Genomic DNA, 17624 nt, shown 5'->3' on the forward strand with positions numbered 1-17624 from the left:
TTTTGTGATTGTTTTGATGCGTGGTAGAATCCTTCTTTTTGATTTTATTGTTTCCTATGTGGAAGATATTGTATCAGTTGGCATCGCCAAAAAATTTTTATAACTACGCAGGACGTATCATTCCATGGTTGGCTGTCAGTGCTTTGACTACCATGGCTATTGGTATGGTTTGGGGATTGGTATTTGCCCCACCGGATTATCAGCAGGGGGATGCATACCGAATAATTTATGTTCATGTACCCAGCGCTTTTTTGTCAATGGCATTGTATGCCTGGATGGGGTTTCTAGCCATTTTATTGTTGGTGTGGCGTATCAAAATGGCAGGACTTTTGATTCATAAAGTCGCGCAATTAGGAGCCTGCATGGCATTTCTTGCTTTAATTACAGGGAGCATTTGGGGTAAACCCATGTGGGGTGCATGGTGGGTATGGGATGCTCGCCTGACCTCAGAATTAGTGCTTTTGTTACTCTATCTGGCAATTCTTGCCACTTACCAAGCGGTAAAAAATAAAGAAGATGGAGATAAAATAATAGCAATTTTAGCCTTGGTGGGCTTAATTGATTTACCAATAATTCATTATTCCGTTTATTGGTGGAATACTTTACATCAAGGTGCGACTTTATCTGTGTTTGCCAAACCCAAAATTGCTCTTAGTATGTTGTATCCTTTGTTACTCACTTTACTTGGTTTTTTCTTGTATTCCTTATGGATTATTTTGGAAAAAGCTCGTAATGAAGTCTTATTCAGGGAGAGAAAGCAATCATGGGTTAAAATTCAATTTGAGGAAGAGTCTGATGAATCAGTTTTTTGAATGGTTGACGATGGGCGGGTATTCTATCTATGTTTGGCCTGCTTATGGCTTGGTTTGTGTGGTTTTAGGCATGAACATTTTAGCAATAAAGTGGCAAAGAACTCACACGCGCAAAAAATTACAACGTTGGTTTAAGAGATAGGTTAAATGACCCCTGTACGGCGACGCAAATTATTTATCTTACTGTTTACCCTGTCTGTTTTATCTGCAGCAGCAGCCCTGGTTCTATATGCCTTAAGACAAAATATCAGTTTATTTTACACTCCCACACAGATTGTTGCGGGAGAAGCACCAGCAAAACGCCACATCCGGGTTGGGGGAATGGTGGAAGCAAACAGCATAGTACGTGCCCAAAAAGGGTTGGATGTCCAGTTTAAAATTACGGATTTTGAAAACACAATTGTTGTCACCTACTCAGGGATACTTCCTGATCTATTTCGAGAGGGGCAAGGAATAGTTGCAGAAGGGGAAGTCACTGATAATCATCATTTTCGTGCGGTACACGTTTTGGCAAAACACGATGCCAATTATATGCCACCTCAAGTAAAGTCTGCTTTGGCTGATAAGGTGAAAAAATGATAGCGGAATTAGGGCTGTTTTGTTTGATTTTGGCTTTAGTGGCTTCTTTGATGTTAGCTTTGGTGCCATTAGCTGGTTTGCGATGGAATCGAAAAAACTGGATTGACTCTTCCAGGAATTATGTCGTGTTGCAATTTTTATTTGTGACATGTGCTTATCTATGTCTCACGGCCTGTTTTTTGATGGATGATTTTTCAGTGATCTATGTGCTGAATAATTCCAGTTTGTTGCTCCCATGGTTTTATAAATTTTGCGCTGTTTGGGGTGGGCATGAAGGTTCCATGCTGTTATGGGTCGCTATCCTAAATTTTTGGATGATCCTGGTTTGTTTTTTTAGCTCAAGCCTTGATAAGGAAATGCGTGCTCGGGTATTAGTTATTTTAGGTTGGCTAAGCATTGGTTTTATTCTTTTCTTGCTAATCACTTCCAATCCTTTCTTACGCCAATTTCAAGTATTGAATACACAGGGCCGTGATCTGAATCCATTGCTGCAAGATCCTGGCTTTTTATTTCATCCTCCTATGTTGTACATGGGGTATGTAGGGTTTTGTGTCGCTTTTGCTTTTGCTATTGCCGCTCTATGGGCAGGGAAAGTGGAAACAAGTTGGTCTAAATGGACCAGACCCTGGACTCTGGCTGCCTGGTGTTGTTTAACAGCGGGAATTACTTTAGGCAGTTGGTGGGCTTATCGGGAATTAGGTTGGGGTGGTTGGTGGTTTTGGGATCCTGTAGAAAACGCTTCTTTTATGCCTTGGTTGGTGGGTACGGCTCTATTGCATTCTTTGGCAGTTACCGAGCAACGCCAGCAATTTAAAGCGTGGACCATGTTGCTTGCAATCGCTGCTTTTTCTTTAAGTTTAATTGGTACTTTTCTTGTTCGCTCTGGAGTTTTAACCTCAGTTCATGCCTTTGCCGTTGATCCACAACGGGGATTATATATCTTAGGATTTTTGTTATTTGTCATTGGGGGTTCTTTAACATTGTTTCTTTTTAGAGCCCAAACCTTACAAGTTAATAAACATCCTGGCTTATTATCCCGAGAAAGTGCGTTGTTGTTAAACAATGTGTTTTTAGTGGTTATTATGCTGACGGTATTAATGGGCACGGTTTATCCGTTGCTGGTGGAAGGGTTGGGATTAGGCAAATTATCTGTTGGAGCACCCTATTTTAACGCGGTATTTGTTCCATTGATGATCCCTTTATTGCTGCTAATGGGCTTAGGTATCCATTTGAAATGGCAGAATGATTGTTGGAAGAATGTTTTCAGGAAGCTTAATCGTATTTTTTTACTCAGTCTGACACTGCCTGTCATTTTACTCTTCTGTACTTCAAGTGAAATACATCTTACAGCCCTTTTGGGATTAATTTTGGCTTTTTGGGTTTTGTTGAGTACTGCCAATGCGGCTTATCACAAAATAAGGGATAGAGGGGTGGCAGGAGTTGGACAGGCTTATTGGGGGATGGTTTTGGCCCATTGTGGTGTCGCAGCAACAGTGATTGGCATTGCTGTATCTTCAGCTTATGGTGTACAAGATGATGTACGTATGTCTCCTGGCAAGCAAATTAATCTGCTAGGTTATCGCATTGGGTTTATCAGCCAGACTCCATTGAATGGTCCAAATTACAAAGGCACAAGGGCTGAGTTTGCAATACAATATCAGAATAAAACCAAGCAAATTTTTCCTGAAAAAAGAGTGTATATCATTGGACAAATGCCAATGACTGAGTCTGCGATTGATGTTACTCCTTTTCGAGATATTTATATTGCTTTGGGGGAACCATTGTCTGAGGATGCCTGGTCGGTACGTATTTATTATAAACCGTTGGTCCGGTGGATTTGGGCTGGAGGATTTATGATTTTAGCTGGGGGCTTTTTGGCGTTAACAGACAGAAGGTATTATAAAAGAAGGCGAGTGCCGGTAAGGACAGGTCAGGAGATAAAGATATGAAAAAAATAGGATGGCGTGTTATTCCTGTCGCTATTTTTTGTCTTCTGTGTTTTTTCCTCTGGCGAGGTCTATCTTTGGATCCTCATCATTTACCTTCAGTTCAAATTGGAAAGCCATTACCAGATTTTAGCTTACCTGAGTTGCAAAATCCTGATTCTACTTTTAGTGCAATGAACTTTCATAATCAGGTCGTTTTGCTTAATGTTTGGGCAAGTTGGTGTGAGGCTTGTATTGAAGAGCAAGTGTTTATGTTGCAACTAGCAAGAGAAGGCGTACCTATCTATGGTTTAAATTATAAAGATAAACCGGAACACGCGAGAGCATGGCTTGCACAATGGGGCAACCCTTATCGACTCATAGGCCAGGATTCAGAAGGTAAAGTCGCTATCGATTTAGGTGTATATGGGGCGCCTGAAACTTTTGTCATTGATAAGAAAGGAATAATTCGTTACAGACATGTCGGGATAATGAATCAGAAGATTTGGTTAACTGATATTTTACCTTTAATGAGGAATTTGGAGAAATCATAATGAGAGTATTCCACTTCTGTTTTAAGGTGATTTTATTGCTGCTATTAATACCCGTTGCGTTTGCAAATAGTATGTATCCATTGGACTCAGCAAGACAAGAAGCACAATTTAACCATCTTTTAAAAGATTTGCGTTGTTTGGTATGCCAAAATCAGGATTTGGCAGATTCAAATGCTCAATTAGCGAAGGATTTGCGTTTTCAGGTTTATGAATTAGTGAAAGAGGGCAAAAGTGATACTGAAATAAGGGAGTATCTAACCGCACGTTATGGGGATTTTATACTATTTAAACCGCCCGTTAAGAGCGTGACTCTTTTATTGTGGTTTGGCCCATTTCTGTTTTTATTGATTGGCTTTATTATTTTTTGGCGTACATGTTTTAAGCGAAATTCTCATGAATGAATGGTGGTTAATTATTTTATTAGTTGTTTTAGCCGTTTTTGCATGCACTCTTATTATTTATCCTTTGCGGCGTAATCGTTTGGTAAGTTTGTTGCTAGCCCCCATTATTTTTATAATCGTTTTTACAGGGTACTATTTTTGGGGTGATTTTGCTCGCTGGCAAGAGTATCTGCATCGAAATGAGGCTCAGGAGCTAGCGCAATCGATGCTCAAATCCATTAAAAGCCCTCAGGAATTAATCGACAAACTGAAGGCCAAGTTGGATGTTCAGCCTGAAAGTGCCAAGGGTTGGTATTTGTTAGGCAGATTATACAGCAGTCAAAAGGATAACCAAAATGCTTCCCTCGCATTTGCAAAAGCCTACCAGCTTAAACCTGAAGACGAGCAATTTGCAGTCAATTATGCCCACAGTTTATGGCAATTAAGCAATCAACAGTTCAATCCTGATATTTTAGAAATTTTTCATACCTTATTAAAAAACAACCCTAGGCAACCGGATGCTTTAGCCATGCTTGCGATGCATGCCTACTTAAGTCATGATTATGAAGCTGCAATTAATTATTGGCAACGGCTACTCCAGTTGGCACCAGAGCAGTCAGAAGAAGCATTGGCTATTCGCAAGGCAATAGCAAAAGCTGAGAAACAAATTAATAGAGGGAGAAAGAAGAGTGACAGATAAAGTTTACCAAATCGTGGAGTTAATTGGGACTTCGCAAGAAGGAATTGAAAAAGCGATTGATAATGCAATAAAGCAAGTGGCTAAAACGCATGGAAAATTGGATTGGTTTGAAGTAGTAGAAACAAGAGGTTTCATTGATGATAATAAAGTGAAATATTATCAAGTGCATTTAAAAGTGGGTTGTAATGTTTAATCAAACAGGAGTTGTTAACATTTCATTGTTTTGTTGATAACAAAAAGGTGTAAATATGAAAAAACTACTATCGGCGTCTGTTATTACATTGATGATCACCGGATGCGCAGCTATTCCAGCAGATCCTCAAGCTGAACGTATTATTGCAAGCCCTAATCCCGCACCGAAAGGGTGTAAGTATGTGGGCCAAGTCGTAGGTAATCAGGGTAATTTCTTTACTGGAGGCTTTACTTCCAATCGCAATTTGGAAGAGGGAGCGATGAATGATCTTAAGAATAAAGCAAGCAAAAAAGGGGCAAATTACATTCAATTGGTGACGAACCGAGCTGGTGTAACGGGTTCTATGAGCGGTTCATTTGACCGTCAAGGCGGTTTTATCAGTGGAGGTTCAGAACAAACCAATGTGACTAATCTGGGTAATGCCTATATTTGCCCGCCAAAGGCAATAGGTTTAGAGTAGAATTATTCCAGAAAATTTTCTTTTATATCCCGGATTAGGCATGAAGCCTGGATCCGGGAATTAACAGGATGTGAATGCAAGCGGTCTAATTAAGTTTTGGAAATATAAGGATTGTCTTTAATATAAAATCTTAATAACTCATTAGCCCATTCTTTAGCATAATGAACCCCAATTCTGGGTTTTTTTACAATGGTGAAATCAGTTGGGTTGTTTGGCTCAGCAATATAAAAATCATCGCTTAATAGATCACGATGATTCAGTTTGGAGTCAATGCGCATGGCTTTGGATAATAACCCTGGTCCTTGAGTTCTGTCTTGAATGTTTTTGATAGGCTCCAGGGCACGTATTAATACGGCAGAACCTATCCCTTCCTTTTCGGTGACTACGTTCATGCAATAATGCATGCCGTAAATTAGATAAACATACGCATAGCCTGCCGGACCAAACATGACTTTAGTCCTTTTAGTCAATCCTTTCGATGAATGGCAAGCCAAATCATGTTGCCCAAGGTATGCTTCGACTTCTACTATGCGCCCAATCCTCTCTTCCAATCCATAATGATGAACCAAATATTTGCCTAAAAGTTCTTTTGCAACCAGAACAGTATCACGCTCATAAAAAGATCTTGGTAATTTACGCATGGCGCAATCTCACTCGACTTCTGAAAATTCGTTTAAGGCTTCAAGAAAATAATGGCCATAACGGGCTAGTTTATGTTGCCCAACTCCAGATACATTCAATAGTTGTCTATTGTTTTTAGGTTTTAATTGAGCCATTTCATGTAATGTAGCATCACTGAATATCATAAATGGCGGTTTGTTTTCTTCATCTGCCAACTGACGTCTTAAAGCACGAAGTGTTTCAAATAATGGGTTACTTTCAGGTTTATAGGAAGTATTCTGCTTTCCTTTCTTTTTACTGCTATTCAAGTCCTGGTTAGGAATGGTTAATGAAATGCGTTCTTCGCCTTTTAGAAGGGGAATTGCTTTTGGGGTCAAGCGTAACACATTAAAATGATTCATGTCCTGTAAACAATAATTTTTATGAATTAATTGCCAGGCAAGATGCTTCCAATAATTGGCAGACTTCTCTTTGCCAATTCCAAAGGTACTTATGTGCTCATGTCCAGATTGTTTGATTTTTTCAGTTAAACTGCCCCTGAGTACATCGATAGTATGAGTTAAACCATAGCTTTGTTTTAATCGATAAATACACGATAGAAATTTTTGCGCATCTTCTGTCACATCGGCTGTTTGTGGTGGGCTATCGCAGACATCACAGTATTTGCATTCTGTATCACAGGGTTCGTCAAAATAGCGTAATAAAATTTGACGACGACAATGTGACGCTTCAGCAAAAGCAAGCATATGATTTAATTTATTGGTTTCTATATGTCTTTGTTCATCAAGAGGAATATTCATGATCCAGGATCTCAACCGAGCGCTATCCGCAGCATCATAAAGCAGGAGTGCTTTAGCTGGTAATCCGTCACGTCCTGCACGCCCTGTTTCCTGGTAGTAGCTTTCGATGCTTTTGGGTAAATCATGGTGAACAACAAAGCGAACATTAGGCTTGTCAATACCCATTCCAAATGCAATAGTCGCTACCACAATATCAATACGATCATATCTGAAAAGGTTTTGCACCTCACGCCGCTCTGCATGAGACAGCCCAGCATGATAAGCACGTGCTTTAAATCCAAGTTCTTGTAATTTCTCCGTAAGATGTTCGACGGTGTGACGGGTTCCACAATAAATAATTCCAGATTGTTGGGTATCCGATTGTAAAAACTGGTTTAGTTGTTTTACTGCATTTGTTTTAGAAATTACTTTGTAATGGATATTAGGTCGATTGAATGAAACAACGTATTTTTTGGGTTGATAATTCAACTTGGTAACAATATCTTCACGTGTTTGATTATCTGCAGTCGCTGTCAATGCAATCATTGGAATATCAGGAAAATTGGTTTTAAGTAAACCTAAACAAGCGTATTCGGGTCGAAAATCATGCCCCCATTGCGAGATGCAGTGCGCTTCATCAATGGCAAATAATGAGATAGTACATTCAGACAGCCTATCTAAAAAAGAGGTGCTAATCAGGCGTTCTGGAGCAATATAGAGTAAATCCAATTCATTATGATGTAATTGATTTAGTACATTTCTTGCTTCTTCGGCAGTTAAGGATGAGTTGTAGTACGCGGCGCGAACACCTTGCAGTTTCAGTGCGGCGACTTGATCTTCCATTAACGCGATTAAGGGAGACACTACAATGCCAACACCAGGGCGGACGATAGCGGGAATTTGATAGCAAAGAGACTTCCCACCGCCAGTGGGCATTAAAACCAGTACATCTTCGCCAGAAATGACATCATCAATTATTTTTTCCTGCGGAGATCTAAAGGAATCAAATCCAAAATATTGTTTTAAAACAGCCAATGCTCTTGGATTTATAATTGATGGTTGCGCTGAAGTTCCCATGTAATTATTCTTATTGTCTTTCCCAGGCGCTAAAAATTCGCAATAATATCATTTTTTAAGAAAGCGTCATAAATAAATCCAATGACTAAAATTAATAAATCTAAGGATGGTCTATGCATTTTAATTTCACTGATGAACATTTGGCATTTCGAGAAATGGCCTCCGAGTTTGCTCGTAACAAATTGGCTCCAATGGCAGATTCCTGGGATGAACAGGGTTATTTTCCAATCGAAATTTTAAGAGAAGCGGCCCAATTAGGTATGGCGGGAATGGTAGCCCGGGAAGATATAGGTGGTGCTCAGCTCTCTCGTTTGGATGCAGCACTCATATTTGAACAATTAGCTACTGGTTGTATTACAACGAGTGCTTATCTTTCCATCCATAATATGGTTACTTCATTAGTCGACCGCTACGGTAGTGAAGAGATTCGCAAGAAATGGGGGCCAAAATTAACCGCTATGCAAGTGATAGCGAGTTATTGTCTTACAGAACCTGAATCCGGATCTGATGCGGCTTCTTTAAAAACCCGTGCAGTAAAAGAGGGTGACTATTATGTTCTTAATGGCGCGAAAGCATTCATATCAGGTGGAAGTGTTAGCGACGTGTATTTATGTATGGTACGGACAGGTGATGAATCCCATCATGGCATCAGCTGTTTGTTAATTGAAAAGAACACCTCTGGACTGACGTTTGGAAAACTGGAGAAGAAATTGGGTTGGCGAAATCAGCCAACTTGTATGCTATATTTTGAAAATTGTCGTGTGCCAATTGCCAATCGTGTTGGTGAAGAAGGGATGGGTTTCAAAATTGCGCTGAATGCTTTAAATGGAGGCCGAGTTAATGTTGCTTCCTGCTCATTAGGAGGGGCTCTTGCTTGCCTGCGCATGAGCCAATCTTATATGCATGAGCGCAAGCAGTTTGGTAAACCTTTAACTCAAATGCAAGCCCTTCGTTTTTATTTTGCGGATATGTTAACAGATTATGAAGCAGCAAGGCTGATGGTTTATAGGGCGGCAACAGCAATGGATAATGATGATCCCAATGCGCCAATGTATTGTGCGATGGGCAAGAGGTTGGCTACCGATGTCGCATTTCGTATTAGCGATAAAGCCATGCAATTGCATGGAGGTTATGGATACCTGCGAGATTATCAAATTGAAAGAATATTTAGAGATTTGAGAGTTCATCAAATTCTTGAAGGGACTAATGAAATCATGCGTGAAATTATAGCGAAAGCAAGTTTGGATGAAGAGTATTTTATAGAGTAATCACAGGGGATTATTGATGAATTTAATTGAACAGGATATAGATAATAACGGGATCTTAACTTTAACTTTGAACAGACCAGAGAAACTCAATGCTTTAAGCACAGATGTTCTGAGTGCATTAAATGAATTATTCTTTCAAGCGAAATCCAATCCGAGAGTCAAAGCATTATTGTTAACAGGAAATGGCAAAGCATTTTGCGCTGGGGCTGATATTAATCGACTGGCTGAATGTAACGCTCAAACTGGTTATGAATTTGCGTGCCAGGGACAAGAGGTTTTTCGACTTTTGGAGACGATGGGGAAACCTTCACTTGCGGCAGTGAATGGTTTTGCTTTTGGTGGCGGATGTGAGTTAGCAATATCTGCAACCCTTAGAATCGCTTCAAATAAGGCAATGTTTGGTCAGCCTGAGGTAAAACTAGGTGTTATTCCCGGGTATGGTGGTACACAGCGATTGGCTCGACTAATTGGTAAAGGGCGAGCGATGGATTTATGTTTGACCGGGCGCTTTATAGATGCAGGCACTGCCTTAAACTGGGGTTTGGTGAGTGAAGTAGTCGAACCAGAGAATTTATTAACCCAAGGAAAAAATATTCTAAAGGGAATATTAAGCATGGCTCCTTTAGCAATTGCCAGTGTGATGGAAGTGATTGATCATGGTTATGATTTATCACTGACAGAGGCACTCCATTTGGAAGCAATTCATTTTGCAAAAGTGTGTGCCACAGAAGATAAGAAGGAAGGAGTAGCTGCGTTTCTTGACAAGAGAACTGCAGATTTTAAAGGGGTTTAATTATGACTGAAGAGGTGTTGTTTTCTCAGGAAGGTCAATTGGGATTCATTACTTTAAATCGACCAAAAGCTTTGAATGCATTAACTTTATCAATGATCATGGCGTTGCAAAAGCAATTGTCAATTTGGAAAGAAGATCATTCTATTAAAGCAGTCGTCGTGCAAGCGGTTCCAGGCAATGCTTTTTGTGCAGGCGGTGACATTCGTTGGTTATATAACGCAGGCCGGAGTAAAGACTCTGAGCAAATGCAGTTTTTTTGGCATGAATACAGGTTAAACCATTTTATTCATCATTTTGGTAAACCTTATATTTCTTTGCTGGATGGGATTACTATGGGAGGGGGAGTCGGTATTTCTTTACATGGAAGCCACCCTGTTGCCAGTGAGCGTTTTGTATTTGCAATGCCAGAAACAGGAATTGGTTTTTTTCCTGATATTGGTGCCAGCTATTTATTAAACAGATGCCCAGGGTTTTTAGGAGTCTATTTAGGGTTAACCGGAAATAAATTGGGTCCTCATGATGCCAGGAAAGCTGGATTAGTGAAACAGATCGTTTTTGCAGAGCAAATGCAGTCAATGATTGAGGCATTAAAAAAAGAAGATTTATCAGAAGATGCCTTCAATCGTGTCGATCAATGTATTTCTTCTTTTGCAAGTGATGCTATGCCTACCGAGGCAAGTCAAATCAAACCCTTGATCGATGTTTGTTTCTCCAGGCCTACTGTCGAACTAATAAGAGATTCCTTACAAAGCACGGAGGGTGTGTGGGCTCTTGGAGTGGACAATACCTTGCTGCAAAAATCGCCTCTGAGCCTTAAGATCACTCTTGCGCAAATCCAAAAAGCCAAAGGTTTATCTTTAGCAGAATGTTTAAAAATGGATTTCGATCTGGCCAGTCACTTCATGAAAGGCAGTGATTTTTATGAAGGAGTTCGCTCTTTATTGATTAATAAAGATAAAAATCCTCAATGGAAACCGTCCAGTTTGGAGCTGGTGACTGAATCTATGGTAGTGAGTTATTTTGAAAGCTCATCTTTCGGGTTGGAATTAATGGTTCTCTAATGTGTATTGATTATCTCCCTTAGGGTTGTAACAGAGTTTAAAGGCAGCCTAAGGGAGCAGTTAAAAGTAATCATTCAAATATGCTATCTCCAATCTCTACATCTAAAGAGTTTCAAGATTCCGGTTGTAAGCAGCGGTGGTTACTGTACCTATTACAATTATGAGTGAAATAATATTTCAGATTAGACACAAATATCTGCTCGCCGTTTTCCATAAGGAAAATTCGCTCAGGTTGCAATTCGACAAAATTTGAATCCATTAAAATGGCTTGATAAACGCTTGAGGCATTAACGAATATCCACTTATCCAGGAAAGGTAGAATTTTATTGGGATCATTGGTAAAAAAATTTTGATAGATATCAGCAAACAATTTATTTCTCATTTCATAATTGCTTTTGAAGTAGAAATTGCTGCGATCTTGCTTATATTCCACGAAAGGTGGTTTATTAGGATTTTTTTTCATTCCCGCCGAGATGGTTAATGCAACAACAAGAGCTTTTGCGGGTTCAAATGTCAATGGTGTGCCTAACAGATTGGAACCGTTATTTTTTGCCAGGTAAGTTTCTAATAATTCAACGGCATCATCCGTTAGTGGATCTAAATAACTATTGATGAGGAAATCAGTGGCGATATTGGTGTCCGGATTATAAGTGCAGCTAATATAAGTATTGTAGGTAAATTTATCAGGAGTAAAAGGAGCTACGATTTTTTCAAGGATTGCTTCATGTACTTGATCGCAGTCTAGTTGTTGTGATTCCAGCGAACCGGAGATACGAATAATTTGAGTGGGATAGTCAATGCTTCTGACATTGGGTTGAAGTAAATTCAGGTGAGTCGATTCACTGGAATAGGATTTTACAAGAGCATTTTTACTTGGTGGAATTTTCGTTAGAAAGACATCTCCTTTGTCATTTTCGGGTTGGCTGAATGCACAAACGGGGAGTAAAACCAGTGGAGCAATAAAATGATTGAATCTCATAGCAAACTCCTTTTTAAATTAAATCCTTTAATTTAAAGAACCAGTTTAGCAGGGAACAGAATGGATCAAATTTTAATCATAAGTGCTCGCATGAAAACAGGTCCTAATTTTGAGTATACAGCAATGATTCCAATTGGCTATATCATGGATAAGGAAAGTTTTTTGCAGTGACAAAGGTAGCGCTCTCCTGGTAATAATAGAGCGCTACTAACTGATTGCTAAAGTGTCCTGGATCAGTTCATTTAGGATGACTAAGTTCCAGTGTGATTCAATAATCGTGCTGCTTGAAATTCTTCCTGTTTTGTATTTGGCGTTGTTTGTTTTGGTTTTTTATCAAAAAGGAAACTATAATTTTCAGCATTGATAACTTCTTGCTGGGGTTCAACCGTCAGATCTTTTTGAGAGTAGGTTTTTGCAATTTTTATAATATACTCCATGTCTTCGTCGAGATATAAACCAGATTCAATCTCATCACGCTCAAATTCCAAACGGTAACGGTCATCAAGTTGTGTATTGCGATTAATGTGCATGTAGATACCGCCGGCGGTTAAAGCAGCACACGTAACAGAAGCAAAGGCGGCGGGAATCGCTATTGCTATAACTGGCGATACAAAGAGTACAGGAGGCAGAAACATGCTAATACCGCTTAAAACAATTAATCCAACCAATGCTCCCAGACCAATAAGAGGTACCTTAGTAAAACCAAATAAATTTCTATCAGAGTTCGCATACCATGCTGCTCGCTCTTCATTAGTCGGGCACATGTAGTTTAAACCTGTTCTTTGATAGTCATTAGACCCTATCCAGTAAAAATTTTCCTCAGCATCTATATATTCACGTGCTTTTTTACGGGCATAAAATTCTGCACCAACTGCAATTAATGGCATTGCAATCATCATTGCTGGTAATAGGAAGGTCGCCATTGGTACAAAAAAAGCCGTAATCGTAGCCGCAACAGTAAATAGCAAGGTTGCTAGTACCACTGGGCCGAAAGTTGCAGCGACACCCCATGCTATTCCTTGAGCTACTTTATCGTTTGTTCTTAACAGACTGGTTTGTTGGGATTGGTGGCCTAACAGGAAATAGGGCAAGTTGGCATGCGTTGCAAAAATATCGTTCACCACGCCATAAAGAATTCCACTTAAATAAGCAGAGGCACCCACAAATAAACCAGTCGTGATGGCTGTCAACCAAAAGGGAGCGGTAAAAAAAGCTGTGGAGATAAACAATAGAATCATTACAGCAGAAATACCAACACCAAAAAATCCATAGCGCAGTAATTTATGCAACACATCGTCCTGTGGCAATTCCTGGCCTAATAGTCTTGGGTTTCGGTACAATATTCTGTATAAACCATGTTGTTTTAAATAGTTGACTGTAGAACCATCTTTATCTTTTGATTCTAATTCAATAATAAATTTATTAACGAGTTGAATGGCTTGACTTAAATTATTTTCATCACTAAGTTTTAATTGATAATTTTCTATTAATTGATAGATTTCATGTTCTATGGAAAGCTGTTTTTTGGCATCCTCAAGTAATAAATTCAAAATTTTTATTTGTTGTGATTCATTAAATTCCTGTTTTCCGTATTGTTGCATTGATTTTCTTAATTCTGATTCTGACGTTGACATATAGGGCTCCATAAAAAAGCACGTATTATATCAATAAAACCCAATGTGGTAAATTTATAGTTAAATAGGTTTGAAATTATATCTTATGGGTTAATAATAACCTTTCTTAATAAAACACCTATGGTTTTTGGATTACTAACGAAAAAATTGTTAGTTTTGTACTTTTCCTTTACAATTCACAGCAATTAATTACTTATTTAGAGATTCACATGTCTGATTTTTATCAAGACTTTAATAAAAGGCGAACTTTTGCAATTATTTCTCACCCTGATGCAGGAAAGACCACTGTAACTGAAAAATTATTGCTTTTCGGAGGAGCTATTCAGCTGGCAGGTACGGTTAAAGGCCGTAAAGCAGACAGGCATGCCACTTCTGATTGGATGGAAATGGAAAAAGAAAGAGGGATTTCGATTACTACTTCGGTAATGCAGTTTGTACATAATCAACATGTCATCAATTTGCTTGATACCCCCGGCCATGAAGACTTTTCGGAAGATACGTATCGTACTCTGACAGCTGTAGATTCTGCTTTAATGGTCATTGATGTGGCCAAAGGGGTAGAAGATCGGACTGTAAAATTGATGGAAGTTTGTCGGTTACGTGATACACCTATCATGACTTTTATCAATAAGTTGGACAGGGAAGGGCGAGAGCCTATTGATTTGCTCGATGAAGTAGAGTCTGTTTTGGGCATTCAATGTGCCCCAATTACCTGGCCAGTTGGAATGGGAAAACGCTTCAAAGGAATTTATCACCGCTATCAGGATATTATTTATTTGTATCAGCAAGGCAGTAATGCAAAAAAAGTAGAGGCTACGCAGATTAAAGGTTTGGACAATCCTCAATTGGATGAATTGATTGGTGACAGTGCAAACGAACTCAGAGAAGAAATTGAATTAGTCAGAGGGGCATCCCACGAGTTTAATTTAGAAGATTATCTCGCAGGCAAAATGACCCCAGTGTATTTTGGTTCAGCAATTAACAACTTTGGTATTAAGGAATTGCTGGATGATTTTGTCGAATATGCGCCAGGCCCTCAACCGCGAGCAACTCATGAGAGGGCGGTTTATCCCAATGAAGAAACATTTTCCGGCTTTGTTTTTAAAATTCAAGCCAATATGGACCCCAAACACAGAGACCGAATTGCCTTTGTGAGAGTTTGTTCGGGTTCTTATAAGAAGGGAATGAAATTAAGTCATTTGCGTATAGGAAAAGAAGTGCAAATTTCCAATGCCTTAACTTTTATGGCAGGCGATCGATCACACACGGAGCTTGCTTTGGCTGGTGATATTATTGGTTTGCATAATCATGGCACCATTCGTATTGGTGATACTTTTACACAAGGTGAGCAATTGAAGTTTACTGGAATCCCTAATTTTGCTCCTGAATTGTTTAGGCTTGTCAGGTTGAGAGACCCATTGAAGAGTAAAGCCTTACTTAAAGGATTAATTGAATTATCTGAAGAAGGCGCAACCCAGGTATTTAGGCCATTAAACAGCAATCAGCTAATATTAGGGGCTGTTGGGATATTACAATTTGATGTGGTAGCGCATAGACTGAAACATGAATACAAAGTCGATTGTATTTATGAATCAGTCAATGTGACTTGCGCTCGGTGGGTTTATTCTGAGGATGATAAAGCAATGAGTGAGTTTCGTACCAAAGCATACGATTATTTGGCTTTGGACGGAGGAGATATGCTGATGTACCTGGCACCTACGAAAGTGAATTTGACAATGGCAGAGGAACGTTACCCCAAGATTAAATTCTGCGCTACTCGAGAACATTGATGAATCGGTGTTTCGGTACCAATCTGAGAGAATTGGAATTCACACCCCATTACCGTTTGGCATTGGGGTGAGAGCAGCTCAATTCTTTATGCGGTACAAGTCGCTTTGAGCATATGCGGTCCAAAATTAGTGATTTGAACTTTTGCTCCAGATTCCGCGCTTAGTTTTAAAATATCTCCGGAATGAACTGTCACTTGCATGGTATTCCCTTTAGAGAGCGTGACACCATTAATTTTACCAGCTTTTGCCAGTGCTTCTGCAAAAAGTTCATTGGAGGGATCTTCGCTGGTAATTTTACAATCGGCTGCTACTTCCCAATACAAATAATTAACAAAGACTTGAGGTTCATTAGGTGGAAACTCGTATTCAAGAGTTACTCCAGCCTGGAGCGTGTGAGTCACAGTTGAATAAGTGTTTGAACTAAATGTTGCCACTGCGCATAACAACGTAAAGCCGATTTTTCGTAGCATAGATATATCTCCATTATGAAAAATTAACGGGCTAAGATACATTTATTTTGCTTCGTTGGCAAATTAAAAGGCATTTGCTTGGTTTGAACCGGGTACCCACCCCGTCAGAAATTATTGTTTTTATTTTGAAAGGGTTATATTTCTCCCAGAGCCTTAGCGATTGATTCAGTCATTACTTTGGCATCACCAAAAAGCATATAGGTGTTGTCGTGAAAAAATAAATCGTTTTCTACCCCGGCATAACCAGGAGATAAACTGCGTTTGACGAATAAGACTGTTTTGGCTTTTTCAACTTCCAGGACAGGCATTCCATAGATTGGGGAGGCGGGATCGGTTTTGGCCGCAGGGTTGGTGATGTCGTTTGCACCAATTACGTAAGCCACATCACAGGTAGCAAAATCTCTGTTAATTTCACTTTGTTCAAAGACTCTGTCATAAGGAATATTGGCTTCAGCAAGTAATACGTTCATATGGCCAGGCATGCGTCCAGCAACAGGATGTATTGCAAAACGAACACGAATAGAATGGGATTCCAGAGCATCAACAAGCTCTTTGACGGCATGTTGGGCATGTGCCACTGCCATTCCATATCCAGGAACAATGATAACATCCTTGGCATTACTTAACAGAAATGCTGCGTCTTCGCCGTTGGCCTGTCTTACATTGCGTAGCTCATTGCCGGAATGGGCTTGTTTCGTGTTCCCAGAACTGCTTATTCCACCAAAAATAACATTAAAGATAGAGCGATTCATGCCAACGCACATGATATAACTTAAAATTGCCCCGCTGGCGCCAACCAGAGCGCCTGTGATCACTAACAGATGATTACTCAGCGTGAAACCTATTCCTGCTGCGGCCCAACCTGAGTAGGAGTTCAGCATGGAAATAACGACAGGCATATCAGCTCCACCAATAGGAATAATGAGTAAAACACCAATAAGAAAGGCCAATCCTGCCAACAGGTTAAAGAGAAACAGGTTTTGATTGGTTACAAATAGAATGAGTAAAACCAGGATTGTTAGCCCTATTAGTAAGTTGACATGGTTTTGAGCATAAAATCGAACTGGAATGCCCGATATGATTCCTTGTAATTTTAAAAAGGCAATGACTGAGCCTGAAAAAGTAATGGCTCCGATTATTAACCCCAAACTCATTTCAATAAGACTTGCGGTAGCAATCGCTCCAGGTGTACCGATTTGAAAAGACTCGGGAGATAAAAAGGCGCAGTAGGCTACCAGAACGGCCGCCATACCTACTAAAGAATGAAAAGCGGCAACCAGTTGTGGTATGGCTGTCATGTTTATCTTCAAAGCAATGATAGTTCCTATTATTCCGCCGCCTGCTATTAATGCGATTAATAGAATATGATGGTAGGTGGTGGGCATCATCAGGGTGGATCCCACTGCCAGGATCATACCCAGAATACCGAGAAGGTTCCCTCTTCTTGAAGTAGCAGGACTTGCCAGTCCTTTTAAGGCCAAGATAAAGCATATTGCTGCCAATAAATAAAACAGTGGAACTATTGAATTCATTACTGATTCCGTCCTTT

19 protein-coding genes are annotated in these 17624 nt (G+C 39.7%); 13 read left to right on the forward strand and 6 right to left on the reverse strand.

Annotation, left to right across the window (positions count from 1 at the left end; translation table 11 throughout):
• Positions 1–56: 56 nt before the first annotated feature.
• From ccmC to EL201_RS04550, 9 genes are read left to right on the forward strand one after another with little or no spacing between them, the layout of a single operon-like run.
• Positions 57–812: a heme ABC transporter permease CcmC gene (gene ccmC / locus EL201_RS04510; RefSeq protein WP_027221220.1), complete on the forward strand. Its 756-nt coding sequence runs from the start codon at positions 57–59 to the stop codon at positions 810–812.
• On the forward strand, positions 796–954 hold the full coding sequence (gene ccmD, locus EL201_RS04515) for a heme exporter protein CcmD (protein WP_027221221.1): 159 nt from the start codon (positions 796–798) through the stop codon (positions 952–954). The genes ccmC and ccmD overlap by 17 nt, the downstream gene beginning before the upstream one ends.
• A gap of 5 nt (positions 955–959) precedes the next feature.
• Positions 960–1391: a cytochrome c maturation protein CcmE gene (ccmE, locus tag EL201_RS04520; protein WP_027221222.1), complete on the forward strand. Its 432-nt coding sequence runs from the start codon at positions 960–962 to the stop codon at positions 1389–1391.
• The gene (locus EL201_RS04525; RefSeq protein ID WP_027221223.1) at positions 1388–3340 is read left to right on the forward strand and encodes a heme lyase CcmF/NrfE family subunit; all 1953 of its coding nucleotides are present in this window, start codon (positions 1388–1390) and stop codon (positions 3338–3340) included. Before ccmE ends, EL201_RS04525 begins: the two co-directional genes overlap by 4 nt.
• Positions 3337–3870 (forward strand): DsbE family thiol:disulfide interchange protein, encoded by a 534-nt coding sequence (locus EL201_RS04530; protein ID WP_027221224.1) that lies wholly within the window; start codon positions 3337–3339, stop codon positions 3868–3870. Before EL201_RS04525 ends, EL201_RS04530 begins: the two co-directional genes overlap by 4 nt.
• Complete coding sequence (locus EL201_RS04535; RefSeq protein ID WP_027221225.1) at positions 3870–4271, forward strand: cytochrome c-type biogenesis protein; 402 nt, start codon at positions 3870–3872, stop codon at positions 4269–4271. Before EL201_RS04530 ends, EL201_RS04535 begins: the two co-directional genes overlap by 1 nt.
• Positions 4264–4950: a tetratricopeptide repeat protein gene (locus EL201_RS04540; protein ID WP_027221226.1), complete on the forward strand. Its 687-nt coding sequence runs from the start codon at positions 4264–4266 to the stop codon at positions 4948–4950. The genes EL201_RS04535 and EL201_RS04540 overlap by 8 nt, the downstream gene beginning before the upstream one ends.
• Entirely contained in the window at positions 4940–5143 is a 204-nt protein-coding gene (locus tag EL201_RS04545; RefSeq protein ID WP_011213332.1) for a dodecin, read from the forward strand. The genes EL201_RS04540 and EL201_RS04545 overlap by 11 nt, the downstream gene beginning before the upstream one ends.
• 55 nt (positions 5144–5198) lie before the next feature.
• Positions 5199–5603, forward strand: a complete 405-nt coding sequence (locus EL201_RS04550; protein WP_027221227.1) for a DUF4156 domain-containing protein — start codon at positions 5199–5201, stop codon at positions 5601–5603.
• An 89-nt stretch (positions 5604–5692) separates the two neighbouring features.
• Here the strand turns inward: EL201_RS04550 and EL201_RS04555 are convergent, their stop codons facing one another.
• The gene (locus EL201_RS04555; protein WP_027221228.1) at positions 5693–6244 is read right to left on the reverse strand and encodes a DNA-3-methyladenine glycosylase; all 552 of its coding nucleotides are present in this window, start codon (positions 6242–6244) and stop codon (positions 5693–5695) included.
• A 9-nt stretch (positions 6245–6253) separates the two neighbouring features.
• Positions 6254–8080, reverse strand: coding sequence for a DNA helicase RecQ (recQ, locus tag EL201_RS04560; protein WP_027221229.1), 1827 nt, complete (start codon positions 8078–8080; stop codon positions 6254–6256).
• A 113-nt stretch (positions 8081–8193) separates the two neighbouring features.
• Here recQ and EL201_RS04565 point away from each other — a divergent pair, with 113 nt between their 5' ends.
• Genes EL201_RS04565 through EL201_RS04575 form a run of 3 tightly spaced genes read left to right on the forward strand, consistent with a single transcriptional unit; the run spans position 8194 to position 11202 of the window.
• Positions 8194–9348 (forward strand): acyl-CoA dehydrogenase family protein, encoded by a 1155-nt coding sequence (locus EL201_RS04565; protein WP_027221230.1) that lies wholly within the window; start codon positions 8194–8196, stop codon positions 9346–9348.
• A 16-nt stretch (positions 9349–9364) separates the two neighbouring features.
• Complete coding sequence (locus EL201_RS04570; RefSeq protein ID WP_027221231.1) at positions 9365–10141, forward strand: enoyl-CoA hydratase/isomerase family protein; 777 nt, start codon at positions 9365–9367, stop codon at positions 10139–10141.
• A gap of 2 nt (positions 10142–10143) precedes the next feature.
• Positions 10144–11202 carry an enoyl-CoA hydratase/isomerase family protein gene (locus EL201_RS04575; RefSeq protein ID WP_027221232.1) on the forward strand — a complete coding sequence of 353 codons (1059 nt, stop codon included), beginning with the start codon at positions 10144–10146 and terminating at the stop codon, positions 11200–11202.
• A gap of 112 nt (positions 11203–11314) precedes the next feature.
• On the opposite strand, the gene EL201_RS04580 is transcribed toward EL201_RS04575, so the two are convergent.
• Both EL201_RS04580 and EL201_RS04585 read right to left on the reverse strand, forming a co-directional pair.
• Positions 11315–12181 carry an Lpg0189 family type II secretion system effector gene (locus EL201_RS04580; protein WP_027221233.1) on the reverse strand — a complete coding sequence of 289 codons (867 nt, stop codon included), beginning with the start codon at positions 12179–12181 and terminating at the stop codon, positions 11315–11317.
• Positions 12182–12432: 251 nt separating this feature from the next.
• The gene (locus tag EL201_RS04585) at positions 12433–13815 is read right to left on the reverse strand and encodes a hypothetical protein (RefSeq protein WP_027221234.1); all 1383 of its coding nucleotides are present in this window, start codon (positions 13813–13815) and stop codon (positions 12433–12435) included.
• Positions 13816–14024: 209 nt separating this feature from the next.
• Between EL201_RS04585 and EL201_RS04590 the strand changes: the two genes are divergently transcribed.
• Positions 14025–15605 carry a peptide chain release factor 3 gene (locus EL201_RS04590; RefSeq protein WP_027221235.1) on the forward strand — a complete coding sequence of 527 codons (1581 nt, stop codon included), beginning with the start codon at positions 14025–14027 and terminating at the stop codon, positions 15603–15605.
• Between the two features lie 86 nt (positions 15606–15691).
• Here EL201_RS04590 and EL201_RS04595 read toward each other — a convergent pair whose 3' ends face one another.
• Together EL201_RS04595 and EL201_RS04600 are read right to left on the reverse strand one after the other, a co-directional pair.
• Positions 15692–16075, reverse strand: coding sequence for a hypothetical protein (locus EL201_RS04595; RefSeq protein ID WP_027221236.1), 384 nt, complete (start codon positions 16073–16075; stop codon positions 15692–15694).
• A gap of 134 nt (positions 16076–16209) precedes the next feature.
• Complete coding sequence (locus EL201_RS04600; protein WP_027221237.1) at positions 16210–17607, reverse strand: NAD(P)(+) transhydrogenase (Re/Si-specific) subunit beta; 1398 nt, start codon at positions 17605–17607, stop codon at positions 16210–16212.
• Positions 17608–17624 lie beyond the last annotated feature (17 nt).

Origin of the sequence: Legionella pneumophila subsp. pascullei, assembly GCF_900637585.1 — a bacterium.
Lineage (GTDB): Bacteria > Pseudomonadota > Gammaproteobacteria > Legionellales > Legionellaceae > Legionella > Legionella pascullei.

Excerpts from the sequence above, each read along its gene's own strand:
- EL201_RS04555 (WP_027221228.1), bottom strand. The coding sequence starts at position 6,244 with ATGCGTAAATTACCAAGATCTTTTTATGAGCGTGATACTGTTCTGGTT.
- EL201_RS04600 (WP_027221237.1), bottom strand. The coding sequence starts at position 17,607 with ATGAATTCAATAGTTCCACTGTTTTATTTATTGGCAGCAATATGCTTT.
- ccmC (WP_027221220.1), top strand. The coding sequence starts at position 57 with ATGTGGAAGATATTGTATCAGTTGGCATCGCCAAAAAATTTTTATAAC.
- ccmE (WP_027221222.1), top strand. The coding sequence starts at position 960 with ATGACCCCTGTACGGCGACGCAAATTATTTATCTTACTGTTTACCCTG.
- EL201_RS04595 (WP_027221236.1), bottom strand. The coding sequence starts at position 16,075 with ATGCTACGAAAAATCGGCTTTACGTTGTTATGCGCAGTGGCAACATTT.
- EL201_RS04540 (WP_027221226.1), top strand. The coding sequence starts at position 4,264 with ATGAATGAATGGTGGTTAATTATTTTATTAGTTGTTTTAGCCGTTTTT.
- recQ (WP_027221229.1), bottom strand. The coding sequence starts at position 8,080 with ATGGGAACTTCAGCGCAACCATCAATTATAAATCCAAGAGCATTGGCT.
- EL201_RS04550 (WP_027221227.1), top strand. The coding sequence starts at position 5,199 with ATGAAAAAACTACTATCGGCGTCTGTTATTACATTGATGATCACCGGA.
- EL201_RS04535 (WP_027221225.1), top strand. The coding sequence starts at position 3,870 with ATGAGAGTATTCCACTTCTGTTTTAAGGTGATTTTATTGCTGCTATTA.
- ccmD (WP_027221221.1), top strand. The coding sequence starts at position 796 with ATGAATCAGTTTTTTGAATGGTTGACGATGGGCGGGTATTCTATCTAT.
- EL201_RS04590 (WP_027221235.1), top strand. The coding sequence starts at position 14,025 with ATGTCTGATTTTTATCAAGACTTTAATAAAAGGCGAACTTTTGCAATT.
- EL201_RS04525 (WP_027221223.1), top strand. The coding sequence starts at position 1,388 with ATGATAGCGGAATTAGGGCTGTTTTGTTTGATTTTGGCTTTAGTGGCT.
- EL201_RS04575 (WP_027221232.1), top strand. The coding sequence starts at position 10,144 with ATGACTGAAGAGGTGTTGTTTTCTCAGGAAGGTCAATTGGGATTCATT.
- EL201_RS04580 (WP_027221233.1), bottom strand. The coding sequence starts at position 12,181 with ATGAGATTCAATCATTTTATTGCTCCACTGGTTTTACTCCCCGTTTGT.
- EL201_RS04530 (WP_027221224.1), top strand. The coding sequence starts at position 3,337 with ATGAAAAAAATAGGATGGCGTGTTATTCCTGTCGCTATTTTTTGTCTT.
- EL201_RS04565 (WP_027221230.1), top strand. The coding sequence starts at position 8,194 with ATGCATTTTAATTTCACTGATGAACATTTGGCATTTCGAGAAATGGCC.
- EL201_RS04585 (WP_027221234.1), bottom strand. The coding sequence starts at position 13,815 with ATGTCAACGTCAGAATCAGAATTAAGAAAATCAATGCAACAATACGGA.
- EL201_RS04570 (WP_027221231.1), top strand. The coding sequence starts at position 9,365 with ATGAATTTAATTGAACAGGATATAGATAATAACGGGATCTTAACTTTA.